A 13,813-nucleotide genomic window follows, 5' to 3' on the forward strand; every position below is an offset into this window, starting at 1 on the left:
ACATGGAAGTCATCCTGCTTGAGCGCGTCGAGAAGCTCGGCGCCATCGGCGACGTGGTGAAGGTCAAGGACGGGTTCGCCCGCAACTACCTTCTGCCCAACAAGAAGGCGCTTCGTTCGAACGCCGCCAACCGCAAGGTCTTCGAGGCCAATCGCGCGCGCATCGAAGCCGACAACGCTTCGCGCCGCAGCGATGCCGAGAAGGAAGCCGGCAACTTCAACGACGTTTCGGTCACGCTGATCCGTCAGGCTTCGAACACCGGCCAGCTCTACGGCTCAGTCGCAGCCCGCGATCTCGTCGACGCGATCACCGCCGATGGCCACAAGGTCACCAAGGCGCAGGTCGTTCTCGATCGCCCGATCAAGTCGATCGGCGTGTACGAGATCAAGGTTGCGCTGCACCCCGAGGTGTCGGTGACCGTCAAGGTCAACGTCGCCCGCTCGCCGGAAGAAGCCGAGATGCAGTCGCAAGGCGTCGACGTGATGACGGCGATGTTCGAGAAGGACGAAGCCGGCTTCACCGAGGATTACGATCCCAACGCCGAGCCGGGCGCGACTGCCGAAGTGCAGTCGGCGCCTGCCGAGGACGAGAACGCCGAAGGCTGAGGCTTTCACCGGACAGAGAAAAAGGGCCGTTCCGGGTTCCGGGGCGGCCTTTTTCTTTGGCACTGCCTGACAGACAAAGAAAAAGGCCCGCCGCACAAAGTGCCGCGAGCCCAGTTGGTTTCGGGGGCTTGCTAAATGCGTGCCGTTACGGGCACGAAACACAGGCGCCGATCACCGCAGCAAGCGGAATCAACGCAAGGACAATGGGCATCAACTTTAGCATCGAAGAAAGCCTTGTGCGACGGTTCGAGCATTAAACGAGCCGTACCCCACAAGGTTGCATTAGTATAAACGCGATGTTCGGCTTGCGTTCAGCCTGAGGCGGCTCAAAAGACGGCAGCGATGCTCACCGTCCTCCTTCCCCTCGCCGCAGCACTTGCCGCGCCGGCGGGAGTCCTCGAACGCCAAATCGTCTCAGAGCTCAATTTCGCGCGGACGGAGCCCAGACGCTACGCCGAGCGGCTGCGCAGTTATCGCCGCTATTTCCGCGGCAGGATCGTCCGCTATCCCGGCAAGCCCGAGGGGCTTCGCACCGCCGAGGGCGTCGCCGCGGTGGACGAAGCGATCGCGTTTCTCGAGCGGCAGCGCCCGACCGGCCCCCTCGCCCCCGCCCCGCTGCTCGCCCGGGCAGCAGGCGACCATGTCGCCGAACAGGGCCCACGCGGCGCGACCGGACACCATTCGAAGGACGGCGCAGATCCACGCGACCGCGTCCAGCGCCGCGGCGGCGGCAAGTACGTCGCGGAGACGATCACCTATGGCCCGCCCTCGGCAGTGGAAGTCGTCCGCCAGCTGATCGTCGACGACGACGTGCCCGGCCGCGGACACCGCCGCACCGTGTTCGCCGCCGAGATGCGCTTCGTCGGCGTACAATGCGGCCCGCACAAAACCTATCGCGTGATGTGCGTCGCCGAATTCGCCCGCAACCCCGACGGGCGCTACTGAATGTCGATGAGTGAACTGGATATCTCGACAGACAGTGCTGGAAAGATCAGCTTCCCCGACTGCCCGATCATGCATTTTCGCGCCGGCCGTCGTCTCATTCAGTTCGTGGCGCAGGGTGTGCACGTCGATGGAGTCGGCTTCGCGAACAACTTCTATGCGGTTCGATGCGCAAGCAACGACGCGATATCCTGCCGGAGATACAGCGATGACATGTGGCATCCGCTATCTCCCGACGATGCGGGAACGCTGCGCGAAATTTGCGAATGGGCGGTGGAAAGTCGCACTTTAGTCTTTGCGGGTTTCGAAGCGCATTCCGGTCAATGGCAGGAATATACGGTCCCCGCATTTTCCCTGACCGGATCGGTCGAAGAGGCACGACCCAGCTAAGCGCTGAATAAGCGTAGCTTCCTCAACATCCAGGCCGCTCATTTGCGCCCGAACAGCTTCTCGATATCGCCGTGCGCCAGCTTCACCCAAGTGCAAGCATTAGCGCGGCAGATCTACGATCGCCGGATTCCCGCATTCTCCAGCCGAATGAGGAAGGTATCCACCCACTCATTTTCTCTATCGCCCAGCAAATCCCAGGGCGGCCAATGCGGTGATGCCTCAACCGAATGGAGAATCGTCCAATTCAAGCCGCAAGCGTCATCTCCATCTGAGGGGAGCAGAGACATCAGCGCAGCGATATCGTCAGCCGGGAGCGGGTGAGACAAAGCATCAAGCAATGCGACAGCCTCGTCCATTTTAGGCTGCCCCATATCAGTCGTGATTTTTGGAGCGACACTCAATAGCTGAGATACAACCTGCTGCATTCGCTCTCACTTCCTCCCGAACAGCTTCTCGATATCGCCGTGCGCCAGTTTCACCCAGGTCGGGCGGCCATGGTTGCACTGCCCCGAATGCGGAGTGACTTCCATCTCCCGGAGCAGCGCGTTCATCTCGGTGACCGAGAGGATGCGGCCGGCGCGGACCGAACCGTGGCAGGCCATGGTCGACGCGACATGATCGAGCCGCTCCTTCAGCGACAGCGCTTCGTCGAAGCTGGCGAGCTCGTCGGCGAGGTCGGTGACGAGGCCGTGGACATCGCCCTGCCCCAGTGCCGCAGGCGTCGCGCGGACCAGCATCGCGCGCGGGCCGAAGCGCTCGAGCTCGAGACCGAACTGCGTCAGTTCCCCAATCCGCGCTTCCAGCCGGTCGCAGGCCGGCTCGTCGAGCTCGACGACTTCGGGGAGGAGCAGCGCCTGGCTGGCGATGCTGCCCCCCTGCATCGCGCGGCGCATCCGCTCGAGGACGAGCCGCTCATGCGCGGCATGCTGGTCGACCAGGACCAGCCCGTCCTCGGCTTCGGCGACGATATAGGTCTTGGCGACCTGTCCCCGGGCGACGCCCAGCGGGAAATCGATCGTCTGCGGGACCGGCGCATAGGCCGCCTCGGCGCGCGCCAAGGGCGGCGGAGTCAGGAAGGTCTGGCGGCGATCGTGGAGCGCGAGGCCGGAATAGTGCCGCAGCTCGTCCTGCTGCGCCGCGGAGCCTGCGGGTGCGCTCCACGCGAACGCCTCCGGATCGGGCGCGCTCACTTGCCCCGGCTGCCACATCCCGAGCGCGGCCTCGCTCGGCCGCTGCGCGCTGCGGTGGCCGGCGTCGTCCAGCGCCCGGCGCAGGCCGCTGACGATCATCCCACGCACCAGCGCCGGATCGCGGAAGCGGACTTCGGTCTTGGCGGGGTGGACGTTGACGTCGACCTGGTCGGCCGGGATCTCGAGGAACAGCGCCACCACCGGGTGGCGGTCGCGCGCGAGCATCTCGGCATAGGCCCCGCGCACTGCGCCCACCAGCAGCCGGTCCTTCACCGGCCGGCCGTTGACGAACAGATATTGGTGGTCGGCGACGCCGCGATTGAAGGTCGGCAATCCGGCAACCCCGCCAAGCACCAGGCTCTCGCGCGTAAAGTCGATCGCCACGCTATTGCCGGCGAGATCGCGGTCGGTGAGCCCCGCGACGCGCTCGGGACGCGTCTCGCCGGCCTGAACCGACAAGGTCCGCCGGCCGTCATGTTCGACCGAAAAGCCGATATCGGGCCGCGCCATCGCCAGCCGCTTTACGACGTCGATACTGGCGCCATATTCGGCCCGCGCCGAGCGCAGGAACTTCCGCCGCGCCGGCACCCGGGCGAACAATTGCTCGACGCGGACGCGGGTGCCGGGCGGCAGCGCCGCAGGTCCCTCGGCAACGCGATCGCCATTGTCGACCGTGAGCGCCCAGCCATCGGCGCCGCGGATGCGGCTTTCGATCGTAAGCCGCGCGACGCTGGCGATCGAGGGCAACGCTTCGCCCCGAAAACCCAACGTCGCGACGGCTTCGATCGCATCGTCGGGCAGCTTGGACGTGGCATGACGCTCGAGCGCGAGCGCCATGTCGGGCGGCGCCATGCCGCACCCGTCATCGATAACCTCGATCAATTCGGTACCGCCCGCGGCAAGGCGGACGGCGATCCGCAGCGCGCCGGCGTCGATGGCGTTTTCGACCAGTTCTTTCAGCGCGCTGGCAGGGCGTTCGACCACTTCGCCGGCTGCAATTCGGTTGACAAGGTGCTCGGGGAGACGGCGTATTGACATGGCAGTCTGTCTAGCCCAACGGGCGGCATCCCGCGACCCGCAAGCGCATGCACCGAGATGGATTTTTGTCCGTTCCGGAAGGGTACGGGCTAAAATCTGGTGCGTAACAGCCGGCGGCGGGCGCCCGATCGGCAGGACGGAACAACGAATGGCTTTTTCCCGCTTTTTCAAATTCATGTCGCACGACATGGCGATCGATCTGGGCACTGCGAACACTGTCGTTTATCTCCGCGGGCGCGGCGTCGTGCTCAATGAGCCGTCGGTGGTGGCGGTCGAGACGCTGAACGGCGTCAAGCGGGTCAAGGCCGTCGGCGATGACGCCAAGCTGATGATGGGCAAAACGCCCGGCTCGATCGAGGCGATTCGCCCGCTCCGCGACGGCGTGATCGCCGACATCGATGTCGCCGAGCAGATGATCAAGCACTTCATCCAGAAGGTTCATGGCCAGCGCCGCTTCATGCGCTGGCCGCAGATCGTGATCTGCGTCCCCTCGGGCTCGACGTCGGTCGAGCGCCGCGCGATCCGCGATGCCGCGTCGAACGCCGGCGCCAGCCAGGTGTGGCTGATCGAGGAGCCGATGGCGGCCGCGATCGGCGCCGACATGCCCGTTACCGAGCCCATCGGATCGATGGTCGTCGATATCGGCGGCGGCACCACCGAAGTCGCCGTGCTCTCGCTGCGCGGCCTCGCCTATTCGACCAGCGTCCGCGTCGGCGGCGACAAGATGGACGAGGCGATCGTCTCGTACGTCCGCCGCAATCACAATCTGCTGATCGGCGAAGCCACTGCCGAGCGGATCAAGCAGGAAGTCGGCGTCGCCAAGCCGCCTGCGGACGGCATCGGCACGACGATCCACATCAAGGGCCGCGATCTCGTCAACGGCGTGCCCAAGGAAATCCAGATCAACCAGGGCCAGATCGCCGAAGCGCTCAGCGAGCCGGTCGGCACGATCGTCGAGGGCGTGCGCATCGCGCTCGAGAACACCGCGCCCGAACTGGCAGCCGACATCGTCGATCAGGGCATCGTGCTCACCGGCGGCGGCGCGCTGCTCCAGGGTCTGGACGAAGTGCTCCGCGACGAAACCGGCCTGCCGGTCACCGTGGCCGAGGATCCGCTGACCTGCGTGGCGCTGGGCACCGGGCGCGCGCTCGAGGATCCCGTGTTCCGCGGCGTGCTCATCCAGGTCTAAGGAGCGCAAGGGATGGCGCCGCCACGCAACCGGCGCCCCGGATTTTCGCGGCGGGCGCAATACGGGCTCTTCATCGGCTATGTGGGCGCGATCGGCGGTGCGCTGATCGGCGGGGTGCTGCTGCTGCTGTCGACCTTCAACCCGCCGGCTTTTGCCGCGGTGCGGGGCGTATTTGCCGAAATCACTACGCCGATCGCCTCGGGGTTCGACTGGATTCGCCGCGGCCTGGGAAGCATTCCCGACGGGATCGGCAGCTATTTCGCCGTGCATGGCGAGAATGCCGAGCTCCGCAAGCAGATCGCCGACGACAAGCTCACCGTGACGCGGGCACAGACGCTCGAGCAGGAAAATCGCCGGCTGCGCGCGATGGTCAAGCTGCGCGACGTGACCACCGACGCAATCGTCGCGGCGCGGCTGGTCAACAGCTCGTCGTCCAGCACCCGGCGCTATGCGACGCTCAACGCCGGATCGTGGCAGGGCGTGAAGCGCGGCCAGCCGGTACGCGATCCGAGCGGGCTGATCGGCCAGGTGATCGAAACCAGCCCCAACAGCGCGCGCGTGCTGCTGCTCGCCGATCCCGAGAGCATCGTGCCGGTGCGCCGGGTCCGCGACGGGCTGCCGGCAATCGCATCGGGCCGTGGCGACGGCCAGATCGACATACGCTCGGCCAGCGTCGCGACGATGGGATTCCAGGCCGGCGACACCTTCGTCACATCGGGCACGGGCGGCGTGTTTCCGCCCGACATCCCGGTGGCGCGCGTGATCCGCACACAGGGTGACATCGCCATCGCCCAGCCGGCGGTCAATCCCGACGCGCTCGACTTCGCCCTGGTCCAGCAGACCTTCCTGCCCGAACCCGTTCCCGCTCCCTCTCCGTCGGCATCGGCAACGCCGGCCGCGCAGCCCAAGGCGGCGCCGTGAGCCCCATCGAATTCATCCCGATGGGGCATTCGGAAAAGCCCCCGCGCGCGGTGTGGCTCGCGCCGCTATCGGTGGCGCTCGGCTCGCTGATGACCTTGCTCCCGGTCGTCGCGGTGGTGCCGTTCCTGCCGCCGTTCGGGCTGATGGTGTTGCTCGGCTGGCGAATGGTGCGCGGCGATTCGATGCGCGTCTGGGTGCCGGTGCTGCTCGGCTTCTTCGACGACATGGTCAGCGGCCAGCCGCTCGGCTCGGCGATGCTGCTATGGACCTTGTGCGTGCTGGCGATCGACGTGCTGGATACACGGCTGGTATGGCGCGATTTCTGGCAGGACTGGCTGGTCGCCTCCGGCGCGATCGGCTTCTGCCTCATCGCCGGGCGGCTGGTCGCCTCGCCGCTCGGCACGCATGTCGATACGGCTCTGCTGCTCCAGATCGTCACTTCCGCTGCCCTGTTCCCGTTGATCTACCGGCTCTGCGCCTGGCTGGACAGCGACGTGCGGAAGCATTGAGATGCTGAAGGTCACCGAAGCCTCGCAGACCTACAGCTTCTCGCGGCGCGCCCTGTTGATGGGCGGCTTGCAGGGTTCGGTCGCGCTGGTGCTCGCCGGGCGGATGACCTGGCTCTCGGTGTTCGAGAACGAGCGTTACAAGCTGATGGCGGAGAGCAACCGCGTCAACCTGACGCTCAGCCCGCCGCGGCGTGGCTGGATCGTCGATCGCAACGGCCAGCCGCTGGCGAACAACCGCACCGATTTCCGCGTCGACTTGATCCCCGATCGGCTCGAACGGCGCGAGGAGACACTCGCCACCCTCCAGCAGATCCTGGCGCTCACGCCCGAGGAAATGGCACGCATCAACACCGATCTGGAGCGCGCACGCGGTTTCCAGCCGGTCTCTGTCAGGGAGAATCTCGACTGGGAGCGCTTCGCCGCAGTCAGCGTGCGCCTGCCCGAGCTTCCCGGTGTCGCCCCGACCCGCGGCTTCGCGCGCAATTACCCGTTGGGTGCCGGCGTCGGCCATCTGATCGGCTATGTCGGCGGCGCCTCGGCCGAACAATATAAGGCGACCAAGGACCCGTTGATGGTCACGCCCGGGTTCAAGATGGGCAAGGACGGGATCGAGAAGACGCTCGAGGACCGGCTGCGCGGCAAGCCCGGTGCCAAGCGCGTCGAAGTGACCGCGCGCGGCAAGCTGGTGCGCGAGCTCGCGACGCGCGAGGACGTGCCGGGCAAGAATGTCAGGCTCACCATCGATGCGGGCTTGCAGGAATATTGTGCGCGCCGCCTCGCCGACAATTCGGGGTCGATCGTCGTGCTCGACTGCATCACCGGCGACGTGCTGTCGATGGTCTCGATGCCCGGCTATGATCCCAACAGCTTCTCCGACGGGATCAGCCAGAGCGAGTGGAAGATGCTCGCCGAGGACGATCACATCCCGCTGATGAACAAGGTGCTGCAGGGCCTCTATCCGCCTGGCTCAACGGTCAAGCCGATGCACGCGCTGGCGATCCTGCGCGCCGGCATCTCGCCGCAGGCGACCGTCCATTGCAGCGGCGCGCTACAGATCGGCCGCCGCGCCTTCCACTGCCACAGCCGCCGCGGCCATGGCGCAGTGAACATGGAACGCGCGGTCGCGCAGAGCTGCGACATCTATTTCTATTCGATGGCGCGCGAGCTCGGCTACGACGCCTTCGCGCCGACGGTGCGCGAGATGGGGCTCGGCGCGCGTTACGACCTGCCCTACCCCAGCCAGCGCTACGGCACCGTGCCGGACAGCGCGTGGAAGCGGCGCAAGTACAAACAACCCTGGACGATCGCGGATTCGGTCAACGCATCGATCGGACAGGGCTATGTGCTCGCCAACCCGCTCCAATTGGCGGTGATGGCCGCGCGGATGGCGCAGGGCCGCGCGATCGTTCCGCGGCTGCTGCTGGATAGCCCGCATGAGCCCGCGCCGCTGCTCGGCATCGATCCCGCGCATATCCAGACGGTGCGCCAGTCGATGTGGGCAGTGATCAATGGCGGCGGCACCGCGGGCAAGGCGCGGCTGCCGATCCCCGGCATCGAGCTCGCCGGCAAGACCGGCACGGCGCAGGTCCGCGCGATCACTGCCGCCGAACGCCGCTCGGGCGTGCTGGGCAATGCGTCGCTGCCCTTCCGCCTGCGCGACCATACGCTGTTCGTCTGCTTCGCGCCGTGGGACAATCCGCGCTACGCCGCCTCGATCGTGCTCGAGCATCACGGCCATATCAATCCGCTCACCGACGTGTCGCCCACCGCGCGCGACATCATGACCTTCCTGTTCGATCGCGAAAAGGCGATGGCCTCGCTGCACGAGCTCGAAAAGGGCTGGGGCGGCACCTATGCCGAGCGCATGACGAAGAAGGCAGAGGCGTTCAACGCGGCCCAGGCGGCGGCACGGGCGGCCCCTCCCCCACCCGTCCCCGAAGATGCGGCGGCCGCGGCGAACGACGTCGTCTCCGAAGCTGCCAATGCCACCGTACCGGTCGGCGATGTCGCCGGCCGCGCAGAGGATCGCCCCGAATGAGCATGCTCGGTTCCGGCATGGTCCCCGCCCCGCTCGCCCAGCTGCCGTGGAAGATATTGCTACTGGTGCTCGCGATCGGCTGTTTCGGGCTGGTGGTGCTCTATTCGGCTGCGGGCGGAAATCTCTATCCCTGGGCCTTCTCGCAGGGCCTGCGCTTCTTCGTGTTCTTCGGCATGGCGATCGCGCTTTCGCGCGTGCCCGAGCGCCTCTGGGCGACGGCGACCTTCCCTGCCTATGCAGTGATCCTGCTGATGCTCATCGGCGTCGAGGCGCTGGGCGCTGTGGCGGGCGGCAGTCAGCGCTGGCTGGATCTCGGCATTATCCGGCTCCAGCCTTCGGAGCTGATGAAGCCGTTCATCGTCCTCACCATGGCGCGCTTCTACGAGATCCTGCCCGCCAGCGAGATCCGCAAGTTCGGGGCGATCTGGCCCGCCGGGGTGCTGATCGGCCTGCCTGCGGCGCTGGTGATGCTTCAGCCCGATCTCGGTACGGCGCTGATGATCACCGGCGGCGGCGTCGCGGTGATGTTCCTTGCGGGCATTCCGCTGCGGCTGTTCATCGGCGGCGGGCTGGCGATGGCGGTCTCGATTCCGCTGATCGTCAATTTCGTGCTGCACGACTATCAGCGCAACCGCGTGCTCACCTTCATGAGCCCCGAAAGCGACCCGCTGGGCACCGGCTATCACATCAGCCAATCGAAGATCGCGATCGGATCCGGAGGCATTTTCGGCAAGGGCTTCCTCAACGGCACACAGAGCCATCTGGACTATCTACCGGAAGGCCATACCGACTTCGCCCTCGCAACCATGATGGAGGAATGGGGGCTGATGGGCGGACTGTTCCTGATCGTCGCCTTCGCCTGCCTGATCGGATGGGGCATCAGCGTGAGCATGCGCGCAAAGAGCCGCTTCGGCCGGCTGACCGCCGCCGGACTCTCAGCGACGATCTTCTTCTATTCCTCGATCAACATGCTGATGGTGATGGGGCTGGCCCCGGTGGTCGGCATTCCGCTGCCGCTGATCAGCTTCGGCGGTACCGCGCAGATGACGTTCATGATCTGCTTCGGCATCCTGATGTCGATCGATCGCGAGAGCCGTCGCAAGCAACGCTGGTAAGGGAATTTACGAAAGCTGCATTTTAGGGTTTGCAATGCGCGAAAGCTTTGCTAACCGCGCCCCTCCAAACGCGGCGGCGCACTCACCAAGAGCGCCACAAGGCAGCTTCGGAATGGACGCATAGCTCAGTTGGTAGAGCAGCTGACTCTTAATCAGCGGGTCCTTGGTTCGAGCCCAAGTGCGTCCACCATTCTTGTGTCAAAATCAAATCAGCAATTAAGTCGGGTCCTGCAGATCCCGCGCCGCGCGAAGCCTTGCCCCGCGGGCCTTGCGGTATACAGCCACGCGATGACATCCTTTCGACTCGCATTCGCCGCCGCGCTGCTTGCCAGCGTCGCATGCCCTTCCTCGGCCCAGGAAGGCGCGGACGCGCGCGTTTCTGAAACTGTCCGCACGCTGGCGTCCGATACGTTCGAGGGGCGCGCGCCCGGCACTGCGGGCGAGGACCGGACCGTCGGCTACTTGATCGCCCGCTTCCAGAGCCTGGGTCTGCAACCCGCTGGGCCGGACGGGCAATGGGTTCAGCGTGTGCCCCTGTTGCACACCAAACTGGGCAAGCCGGTCGCGCTTTCGTTCGAAATGCCCGTAGGCATGACACCGCTCGAGATGGCCAAGGACGTCTACTTGTCATCCATCCGCCCCGATGATCGCGCCTTCGTCGATGCGCCGGTGGTGTTCGTGGGCTATGGCGTCAAAGCGCCGGAACGCGAATGGGACGACTTCAAGGGTGAGGATCTCAAGGGCAAGGTCGTCGTCTTCCTGGTCAACGATCCGGATTTCGAGGCCCGGCCGGGCGAGGCCGTCGCTGGTCGATTTGGCGGACGCACGATGACCTATTATGGCCGCTGGACCTACAAGTTCGAGGAAGCTGCCCGCCAGGGTGCTGTCGGCGCGCTGATCGTCCATGACACGGTCGGCGCGGGCTATGGCTGGAACGTCGTTGTCAGCCCAGGCGGCGAGAATTACGATATCGAGCGCAAGCCGGATGCGCTGACCAGCGTCCGCCTGCAGGGATGGCTGGCAGATGCCACGGCGCGACAGTTGTTCACCTCGGCCGGGCTGGATCTGGACGTGATGAAAACAGCCGCTCGAAAGCCGGGCTTTCGTCCCATCGAACTCAGGGGCGTGAAGTTCAAAGCCGATATTCCCGTCGAGCACCAAGTGCTGACCAGTCACAATGTCCTCGCGCAAATCTCTGGAACGACGCGCCCCGACGAGGTCGTGATGTACGGTGCCCATTGGGATGCCTATGGCAAGGGCAAGCCCGATGCGCAGGGCCGCATCTATCGCGCCGGAGCCAATGACGATGCGCTGGGCATCGCAGGCATGCTGGAGATTGCGCGGTCGATGAAGGCCGTCCCGCCGCCGGCCCGTACTGTGGCTTTCGCCGCATGGACGGCGGAGGAACGCGGGCTGCTCGGCTCCGAATATTATGCCGCCAACCCCGTCTATCCGATGGAAAAGACAGTCGCCAACCTGACGATCGACATCCTTCAGACGGCAGGATTTGCCAATGATGTGGTGCTGGTCGGCAAGGGGCAGAACTCGTTGGAAGACGATATGGCGCGGGTGGCCGCGACACAGGGCCGCAGAGTCACCCCCGAAGGCCTGCCGGAACGCGGGCTGTTCTACCGCGCCGACCATTTCTCCTTCGCCAAGCGAGGCGTCCCGGTCATGTTGCTGATGGGCATCGCGGGCGCCTCCGACTTGAAAGCGGGCGGTACCGCTGCGGGACAGGCCTGGATCGATGCCTACACCGCCAATTGCTATCACCAGGCATGCGATGCCTGGACGCCGGAGTGGAATCTCGATGGCGCATTGCAGGACATCGCTCTCGCGAGACAGATCGGCAGCGAACTCGCGCGCGGCGACAAGTGGCCGAGCTGGAAACCGGGATCGGAGTTCCTCGCCATCCGCGAGAAGCAATCGCGCGGCGCACAATCGAAATAGTTAACATGCCACGCGAGTAAATTGCGTCCTCCTGCAACAAGCGCAGTTGTGCCCTGCCCTCGACGAAGAAAGGCGCGCGGCGGCAACCATATCGCTGCGCGAACATTCCCATTCGGTAGCAATCGAGTGCAGGAGGCCCAGGCCGCGTGGCGACCGACAACATACCCAGGCCCGGCGTACATCCGCTGCATGCCATCCTGCTCGCCTTTCCCGTCGCGCTGTTTCCCAGCGGCCTGGCAGCCGACATCGCCTATCTGAAGACTGCCGAAATTCAGTGGTCCAATTTTGCGGCGTGGCTGATCGCGGGTGCACTGCTGTTTGCAGCGCCAGTGCTGATCTGGGCTGTCTTCAGCGCAATTCGCTGGCGACGCAGCCCCGTCGGACGGCGGGCGACGGCGTATCTGGTCGCCCTGGCGGTGATGTGGGTGCTGGGCCTGCTCAATGCCTTTAAGCATAGCGCCGATGGCTGGAGCTCGGTCGGCACCGCTGGCCTCATTCTCTCGCTTTTGACGAGTATTTGCGCAATCGCTGCAGCCTATCTTGCATATTCGCGACGCCCTTTTCCGGAGGTGCGATCATGAGCGCGTTCACCCGCTTCGCGCCTTTGGCACTCCTGGTCGCGGTCGCCGCATGCGGTTCCGGCACCCCGCGCGACCAAACCGGGCCCAATCCCGACCTCCCCCCACGCGACCAGGCGCTCCTGCCGCCGATGAACATCGCTCGGCCGACAGGTTGGGATGGTCAGCTGCCTACGGTGCCTGCGGGCTTTCGGATAACCGCGCTCGCCACGGACCTGAAGGTGCCGCGCCAGATGCTGGTCCTGCCCAATGGCGACGTTCTGGTCGCAGAGGGCTCAGGCACCAGTGCGTCGCCGTTGCGCCCCAAGGACGTGATCGCCGGCTATATCAAGAGCTTGGGCAAGACTCCGGTAAAGGGCGGCAATCGCATCAGCCTGTTGCGCGATGCGGATGGAGACGGTCGGGCCGAGACCAAGACCGTGTTCATCGACGGCCTCAACGCGCCCTATGGCCTCGCCCTCGTCGGCAGCACGCTCTACGTCGCCAATCAGGATGCGTTGCTGGCCTTCCCCTATGTCGAGGGTGAGACCAGCGTCACCACGCCCGGGCGGGAGGTGACGAAGCTCCCGTCCCGCGTGAACCATCATTGGACCAAATCCTTGGCCGCGAATGCGGACGGCACGCGCCTCTATGTCGGGATCGGCTCGAACAGCAATGTCGGCGAACGCGGCATGGCAATCGAGGAAGACCGGGCAGTTATCTGGGAGATCGACCCGATGACCGGCGCGCACAGCGTGTATGCGTCAGGCATACGCAACCCAACTGCCCTCGCCGTCGATCCCTGGACTCGCCAGCTGTGGTCCGTCGTGAACGAGCGCGACGAACTCGGCGCGCAGTTGGTGCCCGACTACCTCACCGCAGTCCGTCCCGGCGCCTTTTACGGCTGGCCCTATAGCTATTGGGGCAAAAACCTGGATCCGCGCGTGCATCCCCAGCGGTCCGATATGGTGGCACGCGCCGTCGCTCCCGATTATGCGCTGGGCTCGCACGTCGCCGCACTCGGCCTGAGCTTCGCACCGGGAGGCAATTTTCCTGGTCTGGGAGACGGCGCGTTCGTCGGCGAACATGGCAGCTGGAACCGACAGGATCTTGCCGGATACAAGGTCGTCTGGATTCCCTTTGCCAACGGGCGTCCGTCAGGCAAGCCGCGCGATATCGTTACCGGCTTCATTGCCGGGGGCAAGGCGCGCGGCCGGCCGGTCGGTGTTACGTTCGATGCGAGAAGCGGGGCGTTGCTTATCGCCGACGACTTGTCGAACACAGTGTGGCGCGTGACGCCGGCGATCGCCGTGCAAGGTTTCACTCCGGCCCCAAGCGCGACCGCGACACGTAACTAGGCCAGGTTGAA

The 13,813-nt window shown here is 65.4% G+C and carries 13 protein-coding genes and 1 tRNA gene; 12 read left to right on the top strand and 2 right to left on the bottom strand.

Going from position 1 to position 13,813, the window contains the following annotated elements:
* Positions 1-2: 2 nt before the first annotated feature.
* The 3 genes from rplI to BXU08_RS06110 all read left to right on the top strand — a co-directional run bounded on the left by rplI (position 3) and on the right by BXU08_RS06110 (position 1,937).
* Positions 3-605 (top strand): 50S ribosomal protein L9, encoded by a 603-nt coding sequence (gene rplI, locus BXU08_RS06100; RefSeq protein ID WP_077509250.1) that lies wholly within the window; start codon positions 3-5, stop codon positions 603-605.
* A 342-nt stretch (positions 606-947) separates the two neighbouring features.
* Complete coding sequence (locus BXU08_RS06105; RefSeq protein WP_077509251.1) at positions 948-1,550, top strand: CAP domain-containing protein; 603 nt, start codon at positions 948-950, stop codon at positions 1,548-1,550.
* Entirely contained in the window at positions 1,551-1,937 is a 387-nt protein-coding gene (locus BXU08_RS06110; protein ID WP_077509252.1) for a hypothetical protein, read from the top strand.
* 113 nt (positions 1,938-2,050) lie between these two features.
* Here the strand turns inward: BXU08_RS06110 and BXU08_RS19510 are convergent, their stop codons facing one another.
* Together BXU08_RS19510 and mutL are read right to left on the bottom strand one after the other, a co-directional pair.
* Positions 2,051-2,362 (bottom strand): hypothetical protein, encoded by a 312-nt coding sequence (locus BXU08_RS19510; protein WP_150125432.1) that lies wholly within the window; start codon positions 2,360-2,362, stop codon positions 2,051-2,053.
* A 6-nt stretch (positions 2,363-2,368) separates the two neighbouring features.
* Positions 2,369-4,165 carry a DNA mismatch repair endonuclease MutL gene (gene mutL / locus BXU08_RS06115; RefSeq protein ID WP_077509253.1) on the bottom strand — a complete coding sequence of 599 codons (1,797 nt, stop codon included), beginning with the start codon at positions 4,163-4,165 and terminating at the stop codon, positions 2,369-2,371.
* A 148-nt stretch (positions 4,166-4,313) separates the two neighbouring features.
* Here mutL and BXU08_RS06120 point away from each other — a divergent pair, with 148 nt between their 5' ends.
* From BXU08_RS06120 to BXU08_RS06160, 9 genes are all read left to right on the top strand, one after another.
* Entirely contained in the window at positions 4,314-5,354 is a 1,041-nt protein-coding gene (locus BXU08_RS06120; RefSeq protein ID WP_077509254.1) for a rod shape-determining protein, read from the top strand.
* Between the two features lie 12 nt (positions 5,355-5,366).
* Positions 5,367-6,275, top strand: a complete 909-nt coding sequence (mreC, locus tag BXU08_RS06125) for a rod shape-determining protein MreC (RefSeq protein WP_077509255.1) — start codon at positions 5,367-5,369, stop codon at positions 6,273-6,275.
* Between the two features lie 20 nt (positions 6,276-6,295).
* On the top strand, positions 6,296-6,784 hold the full coding sequence (mreD, locus tag BXU08_RS06130) for a rod shape-determining protein MreD (protein ID WP_077512065.1): 489 nt from the start codon (positions 6,296-6,298) through the stop codon (positions 6,782-6,784).
* A 1-nt stretch (position 6,785) separates the two neighbouring features.
* Positions 6,786-8,822, top strand: coding sequence for a penicillin-binding protein 2 (mrdA, locus tag BXU08_RS06135; protein ID WP_077509256.1), 2,037 nt, complete (start codon positions 6,786-6,788; stop codon positions 8,820-8,822).
* Positions 8,823-8,824: 2 nt separating this feature from the next.
* Positions 8,825-9,937, top strand: a complete 1,113-nt coding sequence (rodA, locus tag BXU08_RS06140) for a rod shape-determining protein RodA (RefSeq protein WP_077509257.1) — start codon at positions 8,825-8,827, stop codon at positions 9,935-9,937.
* Between the two features lie 114 nt (positions 9,938-10,051).
* Positions 10,052-10,127 (top strand) — tRNA-Lys (locus tag BXU08_RS06145).
* Positions 10,128-10,225: 98 nt separating this feature from the next.
* Entirely contained in the window at positions 10,226-11,887 is a 1,662-nt protein-coding gene (locus tag BXU08_RS06150) for a M28 family metallopeptidase (protein WP_077509258.1), read from the top strand.
* A 146-nt stretch (positions 11,888-12,033) separates the two neighbouring features.
* Complete coding sequence (locus BXU08_RS06155; RefSeq protein WP_077509259.1) at positions 12,034-12,468, top strand: DUF2231 domain-containing protein; 435 nt, start codon at positions 12,034-12,036, stop codon at positions 12,466-12,468.
* Positions 12,465-13,802 carry a sorbosone dehydrogenase family protein gene (locus BXU08_RS06160; protein WP_077509260.1) on the top strand — a complete coding sequence of 446 codons (1,338 nt, stop codon included), beginning with the start codon at positions 12,465-12,467 and terminating at the stop codon, positions 13,800-13,802. Before BXU08_RS06155 ends, BXU08_RS06160 begins: the two co-directional genes overlap by 4 nt.
* The last annotated feature ends 11 nt before the right edge of the window (positions 13,803-13,813 follow it).

It is taken from the genome of Sphingomonas sp. LM7 (assembly GCF_002002925.1).
GTDB lineage: Bacteria > Pseudomonadota > Alphaproteobacteria > Sphingomonadales > Sphingomonadaceae > Sphingomonas.

What these genes read in the sequence shown, in the direction of transcription:
- BXU08_RS06160 (WP_077509260.1), top strand. Translation starts at nt 12,465, where the DNA reads ATGAGCGCGTTCACCCGCTTCGCGCCTTTGGCACTCCTGGTCGCGGTC.
- rplI (WP_077509250.1), top strand. Translation starts at nt 3, where the DNA reads ATGGAAGTCATCCTGCTTGAGCGCGTCGAGAAGCTCGGCGCCATCGGC.
- mutL (WP_077509253.1), bottom strand. Translation starts at nt 4,165, where the DNA reads ATGTCAATACGCCGTCTCCCCGAGCACCTTGTCAACCGAATTGCAGCC.
- BXU08_RS06150 (WP_077509258.1), top strand. Translation starts at nt 10,226, where the DNA reads ATGACATCCTTTCGACTCGCATTCGCCGCCGCGCTGCTTGCCAGCGTC.
- rodA (WP_077509257.1), top strand. Translation starts at nt 8,825, where the DNA reads ATGCTCGGTTCCGGCATGGTCCCCGCCCCGCTCGCCCAGCTGCCGTGG.
- BXU08_RS19510 (WP_150125432.1), bottom strand. Translation starts at nt 2,362, where the DNA reads ATGCAGCAGGTTGTATCTCAGCTATTGAGTGTCGCTCCAAAAATCACG.
- BXU08_RS06105 (WP_077509251.1), top strand. Translation starts at nt 948, where the DNA reads ATGCTCACCGTCCTCCTTCCCCTCGCCGCAGCACTTGCCGCGCCGGCG.
- mreD (WP_077512065.1), top strand. Translation starts at nt 6,296, where the DNA reads ATGGGGCATTCGGAAAAGCCCCCGCGCGCGGTGTGGCTCGCGCCGCTA.
- BXU08_RS06120 (WP_077509254.1), top strand. Translation starts at nt 4,314, where the DNA reads ATGGCTTTTTCCCGCTTTTTCAAATTCATGTCGCACGACATGGCGATC.
- BXU08_RS06110 (WP_077509252.1), top strand. Translation starts at nt 1,551, where the DNA reads ATGTCGATGAGTGAACTGGATATCTCGACAGACAGTGCTGGAAAGATC.
- mrdA (WP_077509256.1), top strand. Translation starts at nt 6,786, where the DNA reads ATGCTGAAGGTCACCGAAGCCTCGCAGACCTACAGCTTCTCGCGGCGC.
- mreC (WP_077509255.1), top strand. Translation starts at nt 5,367, where the DNA reads ATGGCGCCGCCACGCAACCGGCGCCCCGGATTTTCGCGGCGGGCGCAA.